Origin of the sequence: Xenorhabdus cabanillasii (genome assembly GCF_003386665.1) — a bacterium.
GTDB classification, from domain to species: domain Bacteria; phylum Pseudomonadota; class Gammaproteobacteria; order Enterobacterales; family Enterobacteriaceae; genus Xenorhabdus; species Xenorhabdus cabanillasii.
In genome coordinates, this window is the sequence record NZ_QTUB01000001.1 from 3,469,791 (window position 1) to 3,487,948 (window position 18,158).

Annotated in this window: 5 protein-coding genes; all 5 read right to left on the reverse strand. The window is 50.5% G+C overall.

Annotation, left to right across the window (positions count from 1 at the left end; genetic code table 11):
* Positions 1-15 precede the first annotated feature (15 nt).
* The 5 genes from BDD26_RS15690 to BDD26_RS19780 are packed head-to-tail and all read right to left on the reverse strand — an operon-like array spanning position 16 to position 18,077.
* A complete protein-coding gene (locus tag BDD26_RS15690) occupies positions 16-4,947 on the reverse strand; it encodes an AMP-binding protein (protein WP_147299026.1) in 4,932 nt (1,643 codons plus the stop codon).
* A 4-nt stretch (positions 4,948-4,951) separates the two neighbouring features.
* Complete coding sequence (locus BDD26_RS20570; RefSeq protein WP_115827081.1) at positions 4,952-6,529, reverse strand: AMP-binding protein; 1,578 nt, start codon at positions 6,527-6,529, stop codon at positions 4,952-4,954.
* A 43-nt stretch (positions 6,530-6,572) separates the two neighbouring features.
* A complete protein-coding gene (locus BDD26_RS15700) occupies positions 6,573-13,343 on the reverse strand; it encodes a non-ribosomal peptide synthetase (RefSeq protein ID WP_115827082.1) in 6,771 nt (2,256 codons plus the stop codon).
* 17 nt (positions 13,344-13,360) lie between these two features.
* Complete coding sequence (locus tag BDD26_RS15705) at positions 13,361-14,995, reverse strand: serine hydrolase domain-containing protein (RefSeq protein ID WP_244922753.1); 1,635 nt, start codon at positions 14,993-14,995, stop codon at positions 13,361-13,363.
* A 13-nt stretch (positions 14,996-15,008) separates the two neighbouring features.
* The gene (locus tag BDD26_RS19780; protein ID WP_244922819.1) at positions 15,009-18,077 is read right to left on the reverse strand and encodes a zinc-binding dehydrogenase; all 3,069 of its coding nucleotides are present in this window, start codon (positions 18,075-18,077) and stop codon (positions 15,009-15,011) included.
* Positions 18,078-18,158: the final 81 nt, after the last annotated feature.

Here is an 18,158-nt window from a genome sequence, read left to right on the forward strand (position 1 = left end):
AGTCTGTACTATCAGTTACATAAAATTGTCAGGTGATAATTGCTTAATGAATTCAGCGTGACTGCCGTGGCAACGGTGAACAGCACAATGAGTAGAACGCCGTTCTGTCAGCTGCTGCGTCAATCCGGCAATGCTTTCAGCGTCTGCATCATCAGAAAAAAACATCTCAACGGGAATAGAATTCAATGACAGAGCAAGTACTCGCTCATAGAATGTTTGACTTTCAAGGATCTGATGCTGTAGCCAATAATGATGCCACTCTTGGTAGAGGGTCGGAGATACCTGTCGTAATGCCCCGACATCAATATCAGCCTCGATTTCACTGTTGATTCCGGCCTGATGGTTCATGTCACGGAATACCTGCATAAAGTCCGCATACAAAGTATCGCCGTCAAATAAATCGGTTTTCAGATTCGGATCGAAAAACACCAGCTTATCAATTCGCTGTAACAAATCATGCATCGACAAATCCCCTTGTGCCAAAAACATCGGTGACAGCAATGCGGCCAGCATCTCAGCACCAAGTGAATAGCCGCCCAACCAAAGGGGGCGTGACGAAGAATTTCCCTGCGCTTTAAGATGTGACACCAAGGTGTCCAACAACTTCTCTTTGAACGCTGATTCAGACATGTTTTCAGTGGCAGCCGGCTGGGCGGTCAATACAGAAACAGTTACCCGGCCCGCCAAATTATTCGCCAATGCCTGTAACTCAACCAATTCCCCTAACGCGGGCGGCAGCAACAGCAGTTTAGGAAGCGTCGGATCATCCATGTTCAGGCAACGCTCCACCAAACGGGCATCAGGGTTGCCAACAGAATGTCCAATCTCTTTTTGTCGTGACTGGATTAACGTCCACTGCTCACCAATGGTGGCATTGCGGAATACATCGACAGGGCTGAACATGACATCAAACAAAGTTTCCAGCTGGCTCGCCAGACGTACGGCGCTCAAGGATGATCCCGATATCAGGAAGAAATCAGAATTCAGTGTCAGTGCACCTTTGTAGCCCAGACATTTTTTCCAGCAATCCATCAGTTTTTGCAGGGTTTCATCTGCTGCCGGATCTTGTTCATCCTGTATTCGTTGCTCGCACTCCAGCCATTGATGAAACAAGGCCACAATTTGCTGCCTGTCCATCTTACCGACATCCGTGCGGGGTAAACTTTCTACTGAAAATATTGCCGATGGCAGGTGAGAACGCGGATAGTGACGAGCCAAATACTGTTGCAGGCCAGATTGAATATTTTCCTGCTGCGCGCTGTTTTCGCCTTCAATCGCCAGCACCAAACAGGCTTCGGATGTTCCGGCAAATGCCACCGCAGCCCCCGCCGCAATAATGCCCGGATACTGTCTGGTTCGATTCTCCAGTTCACCCAAGCCAATAAAATTGCCGCGAACTTTACAGCTATCATCCATGCGTCCCTTGAGATAAAACAGACCGTTTTTGTCCGCCATCGCCAGGTCACCGGTACGGAAGAAAAAGCCCTGCTCATCCTGACCAAATTTACTGGCAGTCAGAATCGGATCTTTCAGATAGCCATGATGTTCAAAGTCACCATAGATGACCAACTCTCCCCACTGACCAGCACGGAGCCGGATGTCATTTTTATCAACAATGGCAAACGCAACATGTTCAAAGGGAGTTCCAATGGACAGGGCTGTATCAGAGGCCAGACGTGCACAATCAACCATGGAAACAGCAATGCATGTTTCTGTCGGGCCATAACTGTTCCAAATCTGCGTTCTGCCGAGTAATTGTTCGATATCTCCGGCAACCAAGAAGTCGCCGCCACTAATACACACCTTGGGCAACGGCCCCAAATCTGGCATGCGGTTCCAGGCAGAGAAAAGCGCCGGGGCTGCCGAAATGACATCAGGACGGTAACGGCGCAAAAAAGCATTCGCTTTGCGCTCATCCAATAAGCTGTAACGATCGGCAACAATACTCGTTCCCTGCAATGCCCAAGCCAACAGGATTTCTTCAATGTGACCATCAAAACTGGGAGAAAACTGCTGAACTATGCGTACTCCCTGCTGTGCATTATTTATCTGCAACGCCTCATTCGACGACAGCCTATTGACAAGGGAATCCACATACTGCGCCGCTGTATTTGCCGTGACGCAAATACCTTTCGGCCGGCCGGTTGTGCCAGAGCTGTATAATATCCATGCAATAGGATTATCATCACAGGTTTTAACACTGTGAAAATCACGCCAATCCATCGCCACCGTTCCGGCTCCTGCGCTGATATCCATATTCACCACCAAATCCGGCTCGGCGTGGCGAATAACTTCTTTGAAGCGCTCTTCCGGAGTATCTATTTCCAACGCTAGATAGGTTGTATGTGTCAGCAAACAGGCAGCCAAAAACGCCTGCATCTGACTTCCGGCCCAGCCAAGAATGAGGGCTTTGCGTATTGAGGCTGTATTCAGCATCTGAGCATAAGACGCAGTTAATTCAGCAAACTCTTCCCAAGTGACAATGTCTTCATTGTCAATCACAGCCGGACGCTCTCCCAATGTGCGGAATGCGGCCAATAACATGACATCAATAGGCGTGTACGATGCACGCCGTTGCACCGGACGAAATGCTTTCTGCTCTTCTGTGCCGGGAGTAATCAGTGCATTGACCTGCAACTCAGAAGGAAAATGATGCAAAATCTGCTGCAAAATAGCCTGATAACTGTTTGTCATCGCCGCTAATTGCAGATCAGAGAAGACATCAGACTGGGATTCCAGAACCAACCGACAACTGTGTTCAGAATGAATGACAGAAAGATTGAGCGGGCCGTGTGCTTCTTTCGACAAATCTTCCTGAGCCGACTCCGCGTATATTCCTGTGCCCGTCTCATCTGCGACATCCATATAAACATAAGAAACATTCAGCAACGGGTTACTGCCGAACACGCGTGGATCGCTGCTCAACAATGAAAAGGCTTCTTCAACCGGGAAAAACAGATGCTCTGCGGCTTGCCACTGCTCATCCGTCAACTGTTTGACAAATTGCTCAAAAGAACCGGCAGGTTTATCAAAACGAAATGCACAGGGAGAGAGGGATACGAACATTCCCACCGTATCCAGCGCGTGTTTCGGGCGCAATGCGTTGGCGACGGAGATGGAGAACAAATCGCTGTGCCCCTCACGGGCGACGGTAAGTCCCCATACCGACAAGAAGAACATGGCCGGTGTGATATTTAATGTGCGGCACAACTGCTGTACAGCGGCTTTATCCTCTGCCGACAAATCCCAGGACTTCAACCCCATATTCCAGCCGGCCTCTACCGCACCATGACCGAATGGGTCAAATTCCAGGCCAGCCATGTAATTTTTCCAGAATGCCTCAGCCTGTCCCCAGATGGGATGCTTGCGGGCTTCCATCAAAGTTGCAGCATAGTGTCTGTAGCTCAGCGCAACAGGAGGGAGCGGAATTTGGTTCAACACGTGCTCAAATTCTTTCAGGAGAATTTCCAGTGAAGGCTTATCCACCAAAATATGGTGGATTTGCAACTGCAAGCAGGCTTGTTGCGTGTTCACATTCTGCAAATGCCCTCTCAACAGCGGGCCTTTCTCCAAATTGAAAGGCTGTCGCTGCACTTGCTGCCACTGTTTCAAATCATCAAACAGTACCTGCTCCACTTTCAGTGACGGCAATATTTCCGCATAGGGAATACCATCATCATTGATGCGATATCGGCTCCGCAAAATGTCGTGGCGATCCAATAACATCTGCAAGGCCTGCTTTGCCGCATCCGCAGAAATTGCCTCTGGCAGGGGAATATCCAGCGGCAACACACAAACCTGTGATTCCGGATTCAGCCGATACTGTGCATAGAGACGGGCTTCTTGGGCTGACAACACCCCACGCCCGTCAGTTGAAATCGCAGAAGGCATTTCCAGCAAACGCCCGAAATCATCAATCTTCACCCTTTCATCGCCGGCATCATTCCTGTTGATAAATTCCGCCAGCATTTCTATCGTGTCGTGTTTGAAAAATTCCTGCAAAGTCATCGGCGAGCCAAAGTGTTGCTGGATATCAGCCAGCACCTTGACTGCCCGCAACGAATGTCCGCCCAGAGAAAAAAAGCTCTTCTTCACCGACAGCGCTTCAACCTCCAGCTCCAAATGCCGTCCCCAACAAGCCGCCAGCCATTCTTGCGTGGCACCAATGGGACGGGCATTTTCAGCGGTAGCCATTGTGCCGAGCCTCTGTTTCAGCGTGTTCCTGTCCAATTTGCCCGTTCTCGTCAACGGCAATTCCGGTATCAGAACAATTTGGCTCGGCACCATATAAGCAGGCATCCGACCCAGCAATGCCTCCCTGATATGCTGCTCAGTCACCGACGGCTCCGCCGGAACAATAAAGGCACCCAGCAGTGCGTGTTTTCGGTTGTCTTCCAGGCTTATCACCGCCGCTTCGGACACCATCGGCAGATCCAGCACATTTTTTTCGACCGAATCCAACTCAATGCGAAAACCATTTACTTTTAGCTGGCGATCGCGCCGTCCGAGAATTTCGATTTCACCCTGAGCATTCCAGCAACAAAGATCCCCGCTGCGATAATATCTTCCTTTTAGCCACTCCGTATTCAGGTTGATAAACGCCTGCTCAGTAAGGTCGGAGCGATTAAAGTAACCCGTGCCAACACCAACACCACCTATCAGTAATTCCCCCGGCACCCCAATAGGGCAAAGCGCCAGTGTATCGGGAAATACCACGGCACATTGGCAACCGCCGAATGGCTTGCCGATCGTTATTTTTTGATCACTGTGCGCTATAGATAAATAAGTCGTGAGAACACCCGTTTCGCTCGGGCCATAGACGTTAAGTAATTGGTAATTATTCTTTTGCAACGTCCGGAGGCTTTCACCGCCAAAATAGAGTTGCTGCAATGAGGGGATATCGCCCAGCTCCATGATATCTTCGGCAAATACGGTCGTGGTAAACAACAGGTCAATCTGTTTTTCCCGCAGGAATTCGACACATTTTTTTCGCCTCTATGCGTGCATCTTCCGGTGCCATCACCAAGACAATGTCTTGCGTCAGAAATTGGACGCACTCCAGAACAAAATAATCAAACGAATGGTTGGCAACAGATGCAATGCGTGAACCCAACGGGCGATACAGCTTGTGCATTTCAGCACTAATATTGAGCAATGCCCTGTGTGTGTTAAGGCAGCCTTTCGGCTTGCCTTCACTGCCGGAAGTCATGACGGCACACAAAGGCTCATCGGGGCTGACGGATTCACCTTTGCGCAATAGTTCCGCTAATGAAGCCGAATGTGAAACATCGGCCATTGGCGCCAAAGAGGCAGGTTGATACTCAGGTAACATAATTACCCGGCATCCCTGCTGGCGGAAAAATACCGCCAACAGGTAATGCTCTTTCTGCAACAATACCGTTCTGGTCTGCTGCAATGTGATGATATCCAATAGCTGCCTTTCCGGAACGCTATTTGACTGTATGCAAAACGGCTTGCCAATACGGATACACGCCATCGCGCCAAGCGTGATCTCAATTCCCTTCGCGCCCACAATCAGCACACAATCTCCCAGTGATTCCCATTCCTGCCATTGAGGATCAGCCAGCAACTGCTCCGTATATTGTGCTAACTGCCGAAAATTAACGGTTTGCTCACCCACTTCCAGACAAGGCATGTCTGCCCTGTCACGGATAGACGCAGTGATAGCCTGCGCGACGTTTTGATATTGCAGTGGTTGCATGGGTTGCTGTGCGGATAAAGCGAGCACCCGTTCCTGCTCCTGCGACGATATCCACGGCATGGATGCAAGCGGTGCAACCGGATCAGACACCATACCGTCCAACAATAGAATCAGGCGTTCCATCAACAATTCAATTAACTCAGGCGCCACAACCTGGGGATTAAAACGCACATGCAGTTCAGTTTTTTCCGGGCGGGCATGACACCAGAGGCTCAATGAATAGTGCCTGGCCTCCATTTTCTCCCGGGTATCTTCATCAGCACCTTCCACCATAAAAGGCGGCAGAGTTTCCGAATAGCCCACCAGAACCTGAGGGAACTGAGAGATAGCAGACGATACCGTCTTTGGCGGCAAACCTGCTGTTAAAGCAGCAACCTGCTTCCATTGGGTAAGCTCTTCACCAAACCACAGTTTGACCGGTTGTTCTGCCCTTTTTCCCGCCAGGTTCCATTTGTTCGGAACAAGACAACCTCCCGCAATTGATGGATGGTTTCCCGTCGGTTCAGTTTCCCCCAAAGCCCACAGCAAGCTGCCCTCAGGTTCGTGACAATGCAAAAATGCGAGATATTTGATACAGGCAGAAAACAGCGACAAACGGTGCAGCGGAGAAGCGGCCGCCATAGTAAAAATTCTGTTGTTAAGTTTTTCAGGCAGAAGGAACGGGAGAGTGACACAATCCGCCTCCGATACAGATTGTGCCGCCACAAAAAAGGGGCATCCCTGATATTCCGTATCCAATTGTTGCTGAACATACTCTTTTAATGCTTGTTTTTTTGCGTTCATCGCAATGGGATCATTAGTGAACATTTCTCAATTTCCTATTTGATTTATACCCTATCGATTTCTCAACTCATCCAGCATTCAGCCCGCTTTGCAAAATCGAACTAAACAGGGTTTCCCAGTTTTCGGTATCGTTGACCACATTGAATGAGAGAGCTTCCAGATGGATATCAAAACCCGCAGCATGTTCAGCAACCTCACATGTCAAATTCCAATGCGACTGGCCGACTGAAATATTGGGCGTTTCCAGTTGTCGACAAGCTGTACCGGCAATGCAGCCGTCAAATCCCTCTTTTTGGAAATAACCGAAAAAGGTCGTGGGTAACAATGCTTGTTTGGATAACGCCGGATACAGTACTGACAGCTCTTCGGCATCAAACAGGTAGTGGCGGCAGGCCTCACGTATCGCGTTGCTCACGATGTCGAAATCCTGCATTGCAGATCCCCCAGCATCGCCCTGCAATGTCACCCGCACAGGCAGAACCGTCATCAATGGTGCAACCACCGTTTGTTGCTCCGGCCTGTCCCTGCCGTGAAATATCATTGAGGTCAGTTGTTCTGAAGAGGTCAGAGGGGCGTTGGAAAATGGATTGGAAGAATAGAAATAGTTAAAACGCGATTCCAAGTGCGCTTTAAACCGTAAAAATATCGTCATAAAGAATTCTGGCACACTGATTTTCAGACGCGCTGTAAGCACTTCAACCTGTGCTTTATGCTCTGCGTTCAGGCTGACCAGCCAAGAACCCGTCACAGATTGAGCGCCCTCAATGCCGACAGGAGGCTGCCAATACTGTAATTTCTCCCGCCAGAAATTCCCGTGCAATTGTTTCAGGGCGGCAAATTCGCTGCTGTAAAACAGATCAGCATACGTTGCCAGGCTAATGCCCGAATTGATACCTGAGTGGCTCTCCGAATCAATGATGTGACTGGCAGCACTTCCGGGAGCCAGTTCACTGCATATTTGCATTAATCCGGAACCATCAATGCAGGCATGAGAAAAGTCCAGCAACAATACAGGATTGGGTTCAGCGGCCACCCATCGGCTGCGGACATTCATCCCATCCTCCAGTGAGAAGGGACGGACAAAATCACGCAAATCCTCTTCCAGTAAGCCGAGGCTCTGACGTTTTTCCAGACGGAAGACAAAACGCTTGGCTGGCTGCAAATACAATTCATCATCGAGCAGAATAAATTTCGCACTGAGGCTGGCATGGCGGGCGAGGACTGACTGCAATACACCGCGCAATTGTTTAAGATCAGGCTCCGCCTCGAACGACAGGGCAATAAAGCTATTGTTGCTCAAATCTTGGGGATTAAGTTTCAGTGCTTTGTAGATGGCTTTCTGCGCTGGCAATGCCCGAATCAGCCCCGCAGAAACAGATTTGGCAGGTGCCACGGAACCCGAAGGTGCCTGTGCTTCCATCTTACTCAATTCAGCCGTGTTATTCAGTTCAGCATCAATAAGCGCCGCCTGCGAAGCCAGATCCAAATGGCTGACCAGTGAACTCAGAAGTACCGACACACCAAACTCCTGATGTATCCGCATCATCAGTGCTACCGCCAGTAATGAGTACCCGCCGGCTTCAAAAAAATGGGTTTGGCGACCGGGTGGATTGATGTTCAACAGTTCCGCCCACAATTGAGCCAACCGCGTTTCCGTTCCCGAACGGGGAGGTTCAGCCACCTCACTCGGTATCATGGATGCAGCTGGAAGCGGCAATGCTTTACGATCCAGCTTACCATTGGCAGTCAGAGGAAATGTTGCTAACCAAACGATATGAGATGGAACCATAAACGCAGGCAGGCACGTTTGCAGATGCGCTTTCAACGTTTGATTCAAGGTTTCCGTCTGCTTGTCCGCTAGATCAGTCACAGAGGCAGGAATGACATAAGCGACCAGGCGGGCATCCCCCGGTGTATCCTCCCGTACCAACACCAGACACTCTTTCACACTGGCGTGTGATGACAATGCAGTTTCCACCTCGCCCAATTCGATACGGAATCCCCGCAATTTAACCTGAAAATCATTGCGTCCCAGATATTCAATATCGCCATTGGGGAGATAGCGGGCTAAATCCCCGGTGCGATACATCACGCCAGCCGGTGCCGTGCCAAAGGGATCTTTGATGAACTTTTCCGCTGTCAATTCGGGTTGATTGAGATAACCGCGGGCGACACCAACTCCGGCAATATGCAACTCGCCCACAGTTCCCACAGGTGTTGGCTGACCGTAAGAATCAAGAATATAGAGCTGAATATTGTCAATCGGCTTGCCTATGGGGATTATGTTTTTACCAATGTTTCTTTCCGCAATGCCGCCAGTTGGCTGCCCCATCGCCTGTAAACTGCAATCCCATGCACTGACATCGATCGCAGCTTCCGTCGGCCCATACAGGTTATGTAATTCAACATGGGCAAACTGTTCATGAAAGCGCTGTACACTGCGTACCGGCAATGCTTCGCCGCTGCAAAACACGCGTTTCATGCAATGATGGATGCCAAGGGAAGCATGCTCCAAAAAGACCGACAGCATGGACGGAACAAAATGCAGGGTTGTGATTTTCTGTTCCCTAATCAGGGTACTTAAGTAAAGAGGATCTTTATGTCCTTCGGGTTTCGCCACTGATAAACGGGCGCCAAACATCAGTGGCCAGAAAAACTCCCAAACAGAGACATCAAAACTGAACGGTGTTTTTTGCAAAACGACATCATCTTCCCCCAGCGCATAAGCCTTTTGCATCCACACCAGACGATTGACGACAGCACGGTGTTCATTCATCACCCCTTTCGGCCGGCCAGTCGATCCTGAAGTATAAATTACATAAGCCAGATGAGAAGAAGTCAGTCCCATCGCCTCGATCGATAAATCATCTGTGTCTTGCGCAGACCACTTCGAGATATCTTCATTCAGGTCGATGACAGCGGCACCTGTCTCGGTAGCATAATCCGCCAGCAATGTACGCACCGTATCTGATACCCCTCGATGGGACAGCACTGCGCGGGGAGCAGCATCATGCAACATGTAATCAAGCCGTTCTGCCGGATAGTTCGGGTCAAGGGGCACATAGGCTCCCCCGGCTTTCAGCACCGCCAGCAAGGCCACGACCATCTCGATGCTGCGTTCCACACAAACTCCCACCAGCGCATCCGGGCCAACTCCCAACTCAGTCCGAAGATAACGAGCCAATTGGTTCGCTTTCTGGTTCAATTGCCGATAGTTCAAAATATGGCACGGCGCATTGCCTGCTGATCCCGTATTTCCAAATGCAGCACCATCAAATGCCGTATCATCAAAGACTACAGCGATAGCATCCGGTGTCCGTTTTACCTGTTCTTCAATCAACGTATGAAGACATGCCTGTCGCGGGAAATCAGCGCCAGTCTGGTTCCACTGATACAGCAGTTTGTGTCTTTCCTGTGCAGGCAGTGCATTGATGCGGCCAATCCTTCTCTGCGGCGCACTTGTCAGCGCTGTAACAATTTCTGACAACGCTGTCTGCAAGTAATCGCCAATCAGCTCAGGATCAAATCCTTCCCCAACCTGAGTATTGATGACAAAATCGCTGGCGAAATCATCCACATTGACAGACACGGGATAATTCGTCCGCTCCATGACGCCGGAATAGCGGATGCCTTCTACAGCCGATGGATTCACTGCCTGGAAAGGATCTGCCGAAGGAACATTGCGCACTTCGCTATGGCGATAATTCAATAGTGAGGTGAACAGAGACGTTCCTGCGGCTGTTTGTACGGATTTTTGAGCCAGCGCCAGTGATGCCTGTTCATGCCTGACTAACTGCGTCAGGGTATCCTGCGTTTCCCAAAGGCATTCAAGTACTGGCAAATTCCCCAAACGCATGCGGATTGGCAATGTATTGATAAACTGTCCCATCACATTGATGGAAGCCTCACCCGCAAACAGACGTCCCAATAGAACTGTACCGAAAACCACATCATCTTGTCCGGTCAGGCCAGAAAGTACCTTGGCCCAAGCCAGATGGAAAATGGCAGCGGCACTGACTCCGTGCGTTTTGGCCTGTTGGCGGATCTGGTCATTCAACGGTTGCGGCAATGGACGCCACGCTTCCATAATGGTGTCATTACCTCTTAATGCTTTGCTCTCCAGCGCATTGCTTTCCTGTGCATTAGCGTCAGAATCGCTACCCGCCCCCAACGGAGCCGAAGCCGGCTCATAATCCTGCAACAAGCCAGCAAAGAACGCCTGTTGCTCTGCCGAATTCCCCGCGTTGAAAAGCGTCACCATCGTCTGCCGGAACGATAAAGGAGAAACCTCTGCCAATGGCTGCGAAAGCAACTGAGCTTCAATCTCAAGCTGCATCATTTCAATTGTTACGTGATCTACCGTGATATGGTGAAGCAAATACAGCAATACCCATTCATCCTGTCTCGAGTCATAACAGTAAAGGCAACGCTGCAAAGGTGCCTTAGTCATGTCAAAGCGCTGCATGGCAGGGTCACAGTATTGTTTCAGTGCGGTTAAAGGATCATCCTGCTCTGCCGTCAATGGCAGTTCTTCCACGGTCAACTCAGCTTCTCGCCAGACCACCTGTACTGGCTGAGAAAGACCTTCATAATGGATGCTGACACGGAATGCATCATGGCGGGCAATCGTGTGGCGCAGGGCGTCAAGGTAAGCATGCAACAATAGCGAGTTGCTAAAACGAGTCACTTGCCAAAGTACGTAGGGATCTCCGCCTGAATCAGCAAGGGAGTGATACAAAATGCCCTGTTGCAGCGAACCCAGGGGATAAATATCCTGAATATTGGCAGCGCCACCGGGGATCACCGCAGATAATGCCGCCATTTCCGCCTGACTCAGCGGCGCCCAGGGGAAGGCATTTTCCATCCCGTCGTGGATCATTTCAGGGGCACGTTCCTGCTGGAATTCCGCTTGGGAACTATGTTGTAATTGTTCAGCCAGTTCAGACAAGACCGGATATTGATATAACGTCTGTGCATCTACCCTGAATCCACGGCGGCGCAATGCCAGCATCACATTGACGGCAAGCAACGAATGGCCGCCCAAGCTCAAGAAATGTGAATTCCGGCCTACTTTTTTCACACCGAGCAATTCACTCCATACCTCAGCGACAGTGTGTTCCAAGGCTGTTTTTGGCGGTTCAATTTCTTGTTGCATCAATGCATCAGGAGAGACAGTCGGGAATGCCTTGCGGTCAATCTTGCCGCTGGCGGATAACGGAAAGTGGTCAACGATAACTATCGCGGCGGGGCACATATAATCCGGCACGGCATCCCTGATAAAACGCAGGATGCTCTCTTTTACGCCATCCTGCGCTTGGCGTTGCAAAGCCCGTTCAGAAACAATGACAAAGCCGACCAACCGTTTTTCTGCTATTTCTTCTATGCTGCCCTTCTGTGCATATCCGCCCTGAGCCACGACAACCGCATCCCGCACAGCGGGGTGTGTCATCAGCAAGGCTTCAATTTCCCCCGGCTCTACCCGATGACCGCGTATTTTGACTTGAAAGTCGATCCGGCCAAGCACATTCAGCAAGCCATTTGGCCCCCATTGTGCTAAATCACCGGTGCGATACATGCGTTTGGAAGTTTCCCCATCCAGCGCAATATCAACAAACTTAGCCGCTGTCTCTTCCGGGCGTTGATGATAACCGTATGCCAATGGCGTTCCGGCAATACACAGCTCGCCGGCAGAACCATCTACAATTATCTGATTTTGATCATCCAGCAGATAAATTTCAGCATTATCGATTGGCGTTCCAACAGGGGGCAGTGCTGACCAATGTTCGGCATTTCCCTCCAAGGTATAAGCCGTCACAACATGAGTTTCTGACGGGCCGTAATGATTGTGCAGACGACACTGGGGCAAGGTTTTGAAAAATTGCCTGATGGCGGCAGTAATGATCAATTGCTCACCGGCGGTAATGACATCAATAAGACTCGCTGGATAGCAATCTTCAGATACCGCGGCCGATGCCAAGCTGTTTAATGCCACATAGGGCAAAAATAACCGTTCAATCCGCTGTTCGGACAAAAACGACAACAATGCGAGCGGATCGAGCCGTAACAGATTGGGAATCAATGCCAATTCCCCCCCGCTGGACAGCGTGGAAAAGATCTCCTGAAATGATACATCGAAACTTAACGGCGAGAACTGCAAGGTTTTTTTAGGGACTTCACCGCCGCCCAGCTCATCACTTTGCTTTTTGTTCTGCCAAACCAGCAGATTCACCAGCGCCTTGTGCGGCATGCGGACGCCTTTGGGGTTTCCGGTTGAACCTGAGGTATAGATAAGATAAGCAAGGCTGTCAGGCGTGCACGTTGCCGTTAAATTTTCTTCATCGGTAAAATCCGCTTTATCCTGATGAGGGAGATTCTGCTGATCCAGATCAATACAGCGAATTGAGCTGGGGAGCGAAGAAATGATATCACCGCTCGTAATTACCACTGACACGTTAGAATCGTGCAAAATATAGGCCTGACGCTCTGCGGGATAACTGAGATCAACCGGCACATAAGCGGCGCCTGCTTTTAAGACACCACAGACCGCGACAATCGTATCAATGCCCCGATCCAGACAAATGCCCACTGCTGAAATGGCATTATCCGGCGTTTCATCACCCTCATTTCCGGGCGTTTCCGTTTGCCCGCAATGGCGCCCAAGGTGATGACGACGCAAGTAATGTGCCAGCCTGTTCGCCCGGCGGTTCAATTGGTCATAAGATAGCGTCTGATCGCCGAACCGAACGGCGATGGCATCCGGTGTTTTCATGACCTGTTGTTCAAACAGTTGATGAACGGCATATTCATGCTGCCCTGATAACAACGACTTCTCACTCATGACTCACTTCCCTCAACTCACTGTAACCTGTCCTTGGATTTCGCCAAGGGTGAAAAAAACAGGGCGATGGCGTTAACAAACAAAATCAGCCCCGCAGCCGCAACAGGCAGACTTAAAGGCCCCCACACCCACAAATTTGACCATCCCAATCCCAGTAACAGTTTCGGTGCCAGTGCAAGCAACGCGATAATCGCCGCATTCAGTACGATGAAATGGATGGAACGATGTTTGATGAAATAGTCATAACTGAAAGGTTTTTTCCCGCTCTTGTACTGATAAATAAACACCAGTAAAAGGAGCGTCCCTCCCAACCAAAAAATCACCGCCATCACAGAGGACACCCAGTCGTTCATATCGATAGCAGGATTTTCTGGCAAGAACTGCGGGGAAGCGCCACGCAAATATTTGAATATCGACTGCCCCAACGCCATGATTTGAGGGCTGTTGCTGTTTCCCAGCAAGGCAATACCGACGCCTGCCTCTGGATCAAACGCAACATAAGCGGCAGCATTGGGATTCTGCCCCGGGTGGCTCCAGTGCGTGGCGGCGTAGCCAAGGGCGTTGTCGGTTTCCACATCCCAGCCATAAGCGTAACCTTGTCCCCCTTCTCCCGCGTAAGGCCGTTTTGCTTGTTCCAACGCCTTATATAACGCAGACAATGAGTGACCTTCGTGCTCCACTGGCAGACGGTGCAACAAAAACTGTAACCAAACTGCCATATCCTGCGGCGTGCTGAGTACATAACCTGCCGGGGCATTCTGCCAATACCGGGGAGCGTCGTAGGGCAATGCCGCCATAAAACTGATCTTATATCCCGGAATGCGCGCCAATGGAGGGGATTCCGCCGAAGCACTTTCTGTTGCGGTACTTCCTGTTGTAGTACTTCCTGTTAATGTGCTTCCTTCAACTACGGTGTGTTTCATGCCCAAAGGCAGAAACACCTTCTCCCGCAATAACGTTGCAAAAGAGTGCCCCGTTGCCCGTTCAGCCACCAAACCGAGCAAACTGTAATTCAGCGTGGCATATTCCTCATGGGTGCCGACCAAATGGGTCAGGGGAACGTTTTTGAGCAACTCCGGCAGTTGTGATAATGCAGCCTGATTAGTGTTTGGTTGCAGTAAATCAAGGGTATCGCTTGAAATACCGCTGTTATGGAACAACAGATTCTGTATCTGAATGGCGGAATAGCCCATTTGGGGATTTTCCGCCAGTTCCGGTATCCACTGAGTGATCGCATCTTCCCGACTCAGCACCCCTTCCTGTTCAAGCAACGCGATCAGCAACCCCGTGAAAGCCTTGGAAGTCGAGGCCAGTTCAAACATCCCCTCTTCTTGCTTGCCCAAATGCAGGGTATACACTTTATTGCCGACCACCATGCTCAACCCGCCACTGGGCACCTGCACGGTATCCCAGTTCTGATTTAACTCAGCAGCTATTTTCTCCAAATCAATTTGTTGCCTTTCGACCGATTGTTTCTCGAGCAGCTTCTTTTTGAGCGATTGATTTGAATTGACTGAGCTTGACGTGCCGGAACTAAAGCTAACCTGTACTGGGTTGACCTGCTCCGAATTAACTTGTCCCGCATGGCCCGGTAATCCAAGCCACATGGCGGCAAGGAAAATACCTATCCGGGTACTTCTAAAATTAGTCATTGAATCTACTCCCTTATTCAGATGCACTGTCCCGTAATTTGCGACGAGCCTGCAATGAACGTCGTTTATCCCCCAATCCGGGCTGCGGCATTTGCGATTCATTTTCTGTGACTGGTTTTCCTGCAACTGGCTGTTCTACAGATTGAGATGGCGCCAGTTCCTTGCTCAACTCACGCAAAGACGCAGCTTTAAATAACAAGGTCACGGGGATATCGCGCTCCAGCCGTTGCTCCAGACGTTTGGCGAATTGGATGAGATCCAGCGAAGTTGCTCCCAAAGAGAAGAAACTGGCATCCACATCCAAATCGTCCATTCCCAAAAAATCTGCCAGCATGGAACGGAGCGACTTAAGCAGCTCTTCCGCATTCACTCCTTTCAAGGATTGTTGGTCGCCATCATTGGTGACACTCGGCGCATTCAGGGTTGAATCGCTGCTGAACAGCATTTGTTGGGTATGCCGCTGTTTTTCCAGCACAGAGCCAATGGGCAGTTTGGAGACCGCAACATAGGATAATGAGGTTTGGCGAACCAATGCCGCCATCGCCATGGCTATCTGCGTTCCTTCAGCATTGGAGAGCCCTTCCGCCCGCAGTTTTTCCACAAAGCTGCGTTCCTTATTGCGCTCATCCATCGCAATGACAATCTTGCCGATATGTTTTCCCTGAGCCATATACTGGAATGCCCCGGAAATTTCTTTGGCGGGATAGACTTTCGTCGGTAAAGGTTTAAGTACCTCTTGTGTCAGTAAAGTAGTAACTTCTGACCACGCCTCTTGATAAACCGGGTGTTCCGCTCCGGCCTGTACTGCATGGAAGCTGCCCCCTCCGGCAAAGATCGACAGACCTAATTGCCAGTTTTGCAAAATGTCCCGCAATCCCAGCTCCAGGAAGTGACCCTGTGGTGCCAGAAGTGAAACGCTTTCTGCCAATAATTCCCCTGCCAACGCATTGAGGATCACATCAAACGGCCGCTCTCCCAATTCACGGCGGAAAACATCCCCGAATTCCCGAGTTCTGGAATTTGCCGCTCCTTTAGCGCCCATGCCCATCAACAAACGGCGTTTTTCTTCACTGCCAGCAGTCACCCAGACTTCTGCCCCCAAATAGAGCGCCATCTGCATTGCGGCCATTCCTACGCCACCTGCCGCAGAATGAATCAAGATGCGTTGCCTTGCTTTCAAATTGGCCGTATGTTTCAAGGCAATCCAAGCCGTGGTGAAGGCAACGGGAATACCCGCAGCTTGCTGGAATCCCAAGATTGGCGGGATCGGGGCAACAACATGCTGCGGCATCACGACGTGTTCCGCCAAACAACTGTGCCCTGCGCACATCACGCGATCCCCAACCTGAATACCAGTGACATCCCGCCCGACCCGGGTCACAATCCCTGCGGCTTCCTGACCGAAAGTCATGGTTGGATCAATCGGCGCCGGCAATACGCCAAGTGCTATCAATACGTCCTTAAAGTTAAGTCCTGCCGCCTTGACCTGAATTTCCACTTCCAGAGGGCCGGGGGCTTTACGGGCTTCAAGTTGTGAGACAAAGGAAAAATCCGCATTGCCTGTTTCACTGTGCTGCAAGCGCATGACGTGGTGCACTGGTGCGGTTTGATCCTGCAAAACCGCGGAGGCATCAACCAGTAACAGATCGTTTATCGTTACCAGCAGAGTGTCCGTCTGCGAGTAAATATTAACCTGCAACAGTTTATTGGTGCCGATATCCTGTATCTGCACATGGCTTTTCACATGGTCAGACATGGGAGCAAATTGCGTAAATCCGCCGATTGAAACAGGAGCAAACTGCACATCGTCATTTTCTGGAGAGGCAATCAATGTCGCCGTATCCAGCAACGCAACATGAAGGCCATTGGCTTCGGCTTCCCCTTGGTAAGCGGGCGGAAGCTGCAACTGGTTCAGGATTTCATGGGTAGCGGTTTGCTCGACCGCAATAATTTGGTCAACCGAAATGACATTGTGCCAGCGAGGGCCGAAAGTCAGTGCCGCTTTCGGACTGACGCCGATATTGTCCGCAGCGCGGAACAGGTTCAGAAGAGATGATTCAGGCAGCGGTTTAATCGGCGGGAGAACCTGACTATCGCGCGGGGCAATTTTGCCACTGGCATGTTTACTCCATGTCTCACGGGAAAATTCACCGTTACCCGAGAAAATCTCAAACCTATTCAAGTCCGCGGTAAATACGACAGCGGCATCAAGCCCAGCATTATCATTTCCTACGATCAAATCATCAACGACGATAAGGGGGCTTTCAATGGTGATCCCCTGCAATGAGAAAGCTGGCATTGTTGCGCCACCCAATTCACTCGCGGCCCGATGTGCAAGCGCGACCATTCCCATTGCCGGCATCACGGCAGTGGATTCATCAAGACGATGCTCATCAAGCCACCAGTCATTTTTGGCCTGCAATGGATAGCGCCAAACCACAAAATCCGTGGCGTCATGCTTCACCGGATGCTTGAGTGCCAGATCCAATTGCTGCGCAGAACGCGTTGCCATGCCGGATTCTGCCCAATCATCCCACGCAATGGCCTGTGCTTTGCCGCCTTTGCTGCGCACTTGTTCTGCATAGGCTTCCAGACAGGCGTTGCCGGCAACATAAGCAATCTGCCCAATTTTTTCTTTCGGCAGTAAATTACCCAGGCTGGAAAACAGCAACAGTGCCGGATTGCCCAATCGCTTTAAATTGTCGCAGAAGAAACGAGTTCCGGTGACTTTGGGAGCCAGTGTCGCAATGGATTCGGCCTCGGAGCGCATCTGCAACATGGCACCTTCACCCCGTCCGGCGGTATGGAATAGGTAATCGATCCCTACCCCTCGTTTTGCCAACTGGAATACAGGTTCAAACGCTTTTTCCAGAGAATCACTCTGTCCAAGGTCAGCATGCAGGAACTCAACCCGGCTCCCTTTGGCTTCAAGATCCCGCGCCCATTGCAACAATGGGGCATGGGGAGAGCCATTTTCAATTTCAGCCAGCCACTCCCCTCTTTTCGGCAGCGGCTGACGCATCAGCAATAATAAGTTGCAGTGATAGACCCGCGCCAGATATTCAGCAATCGCTGAACCCATGCCGCCATTGGCACCCGTAATCAACACCCAGCTATTTCGGCTGATATTGGGCAATGTTCGAGCCACTGGCTGTTTTTGCAC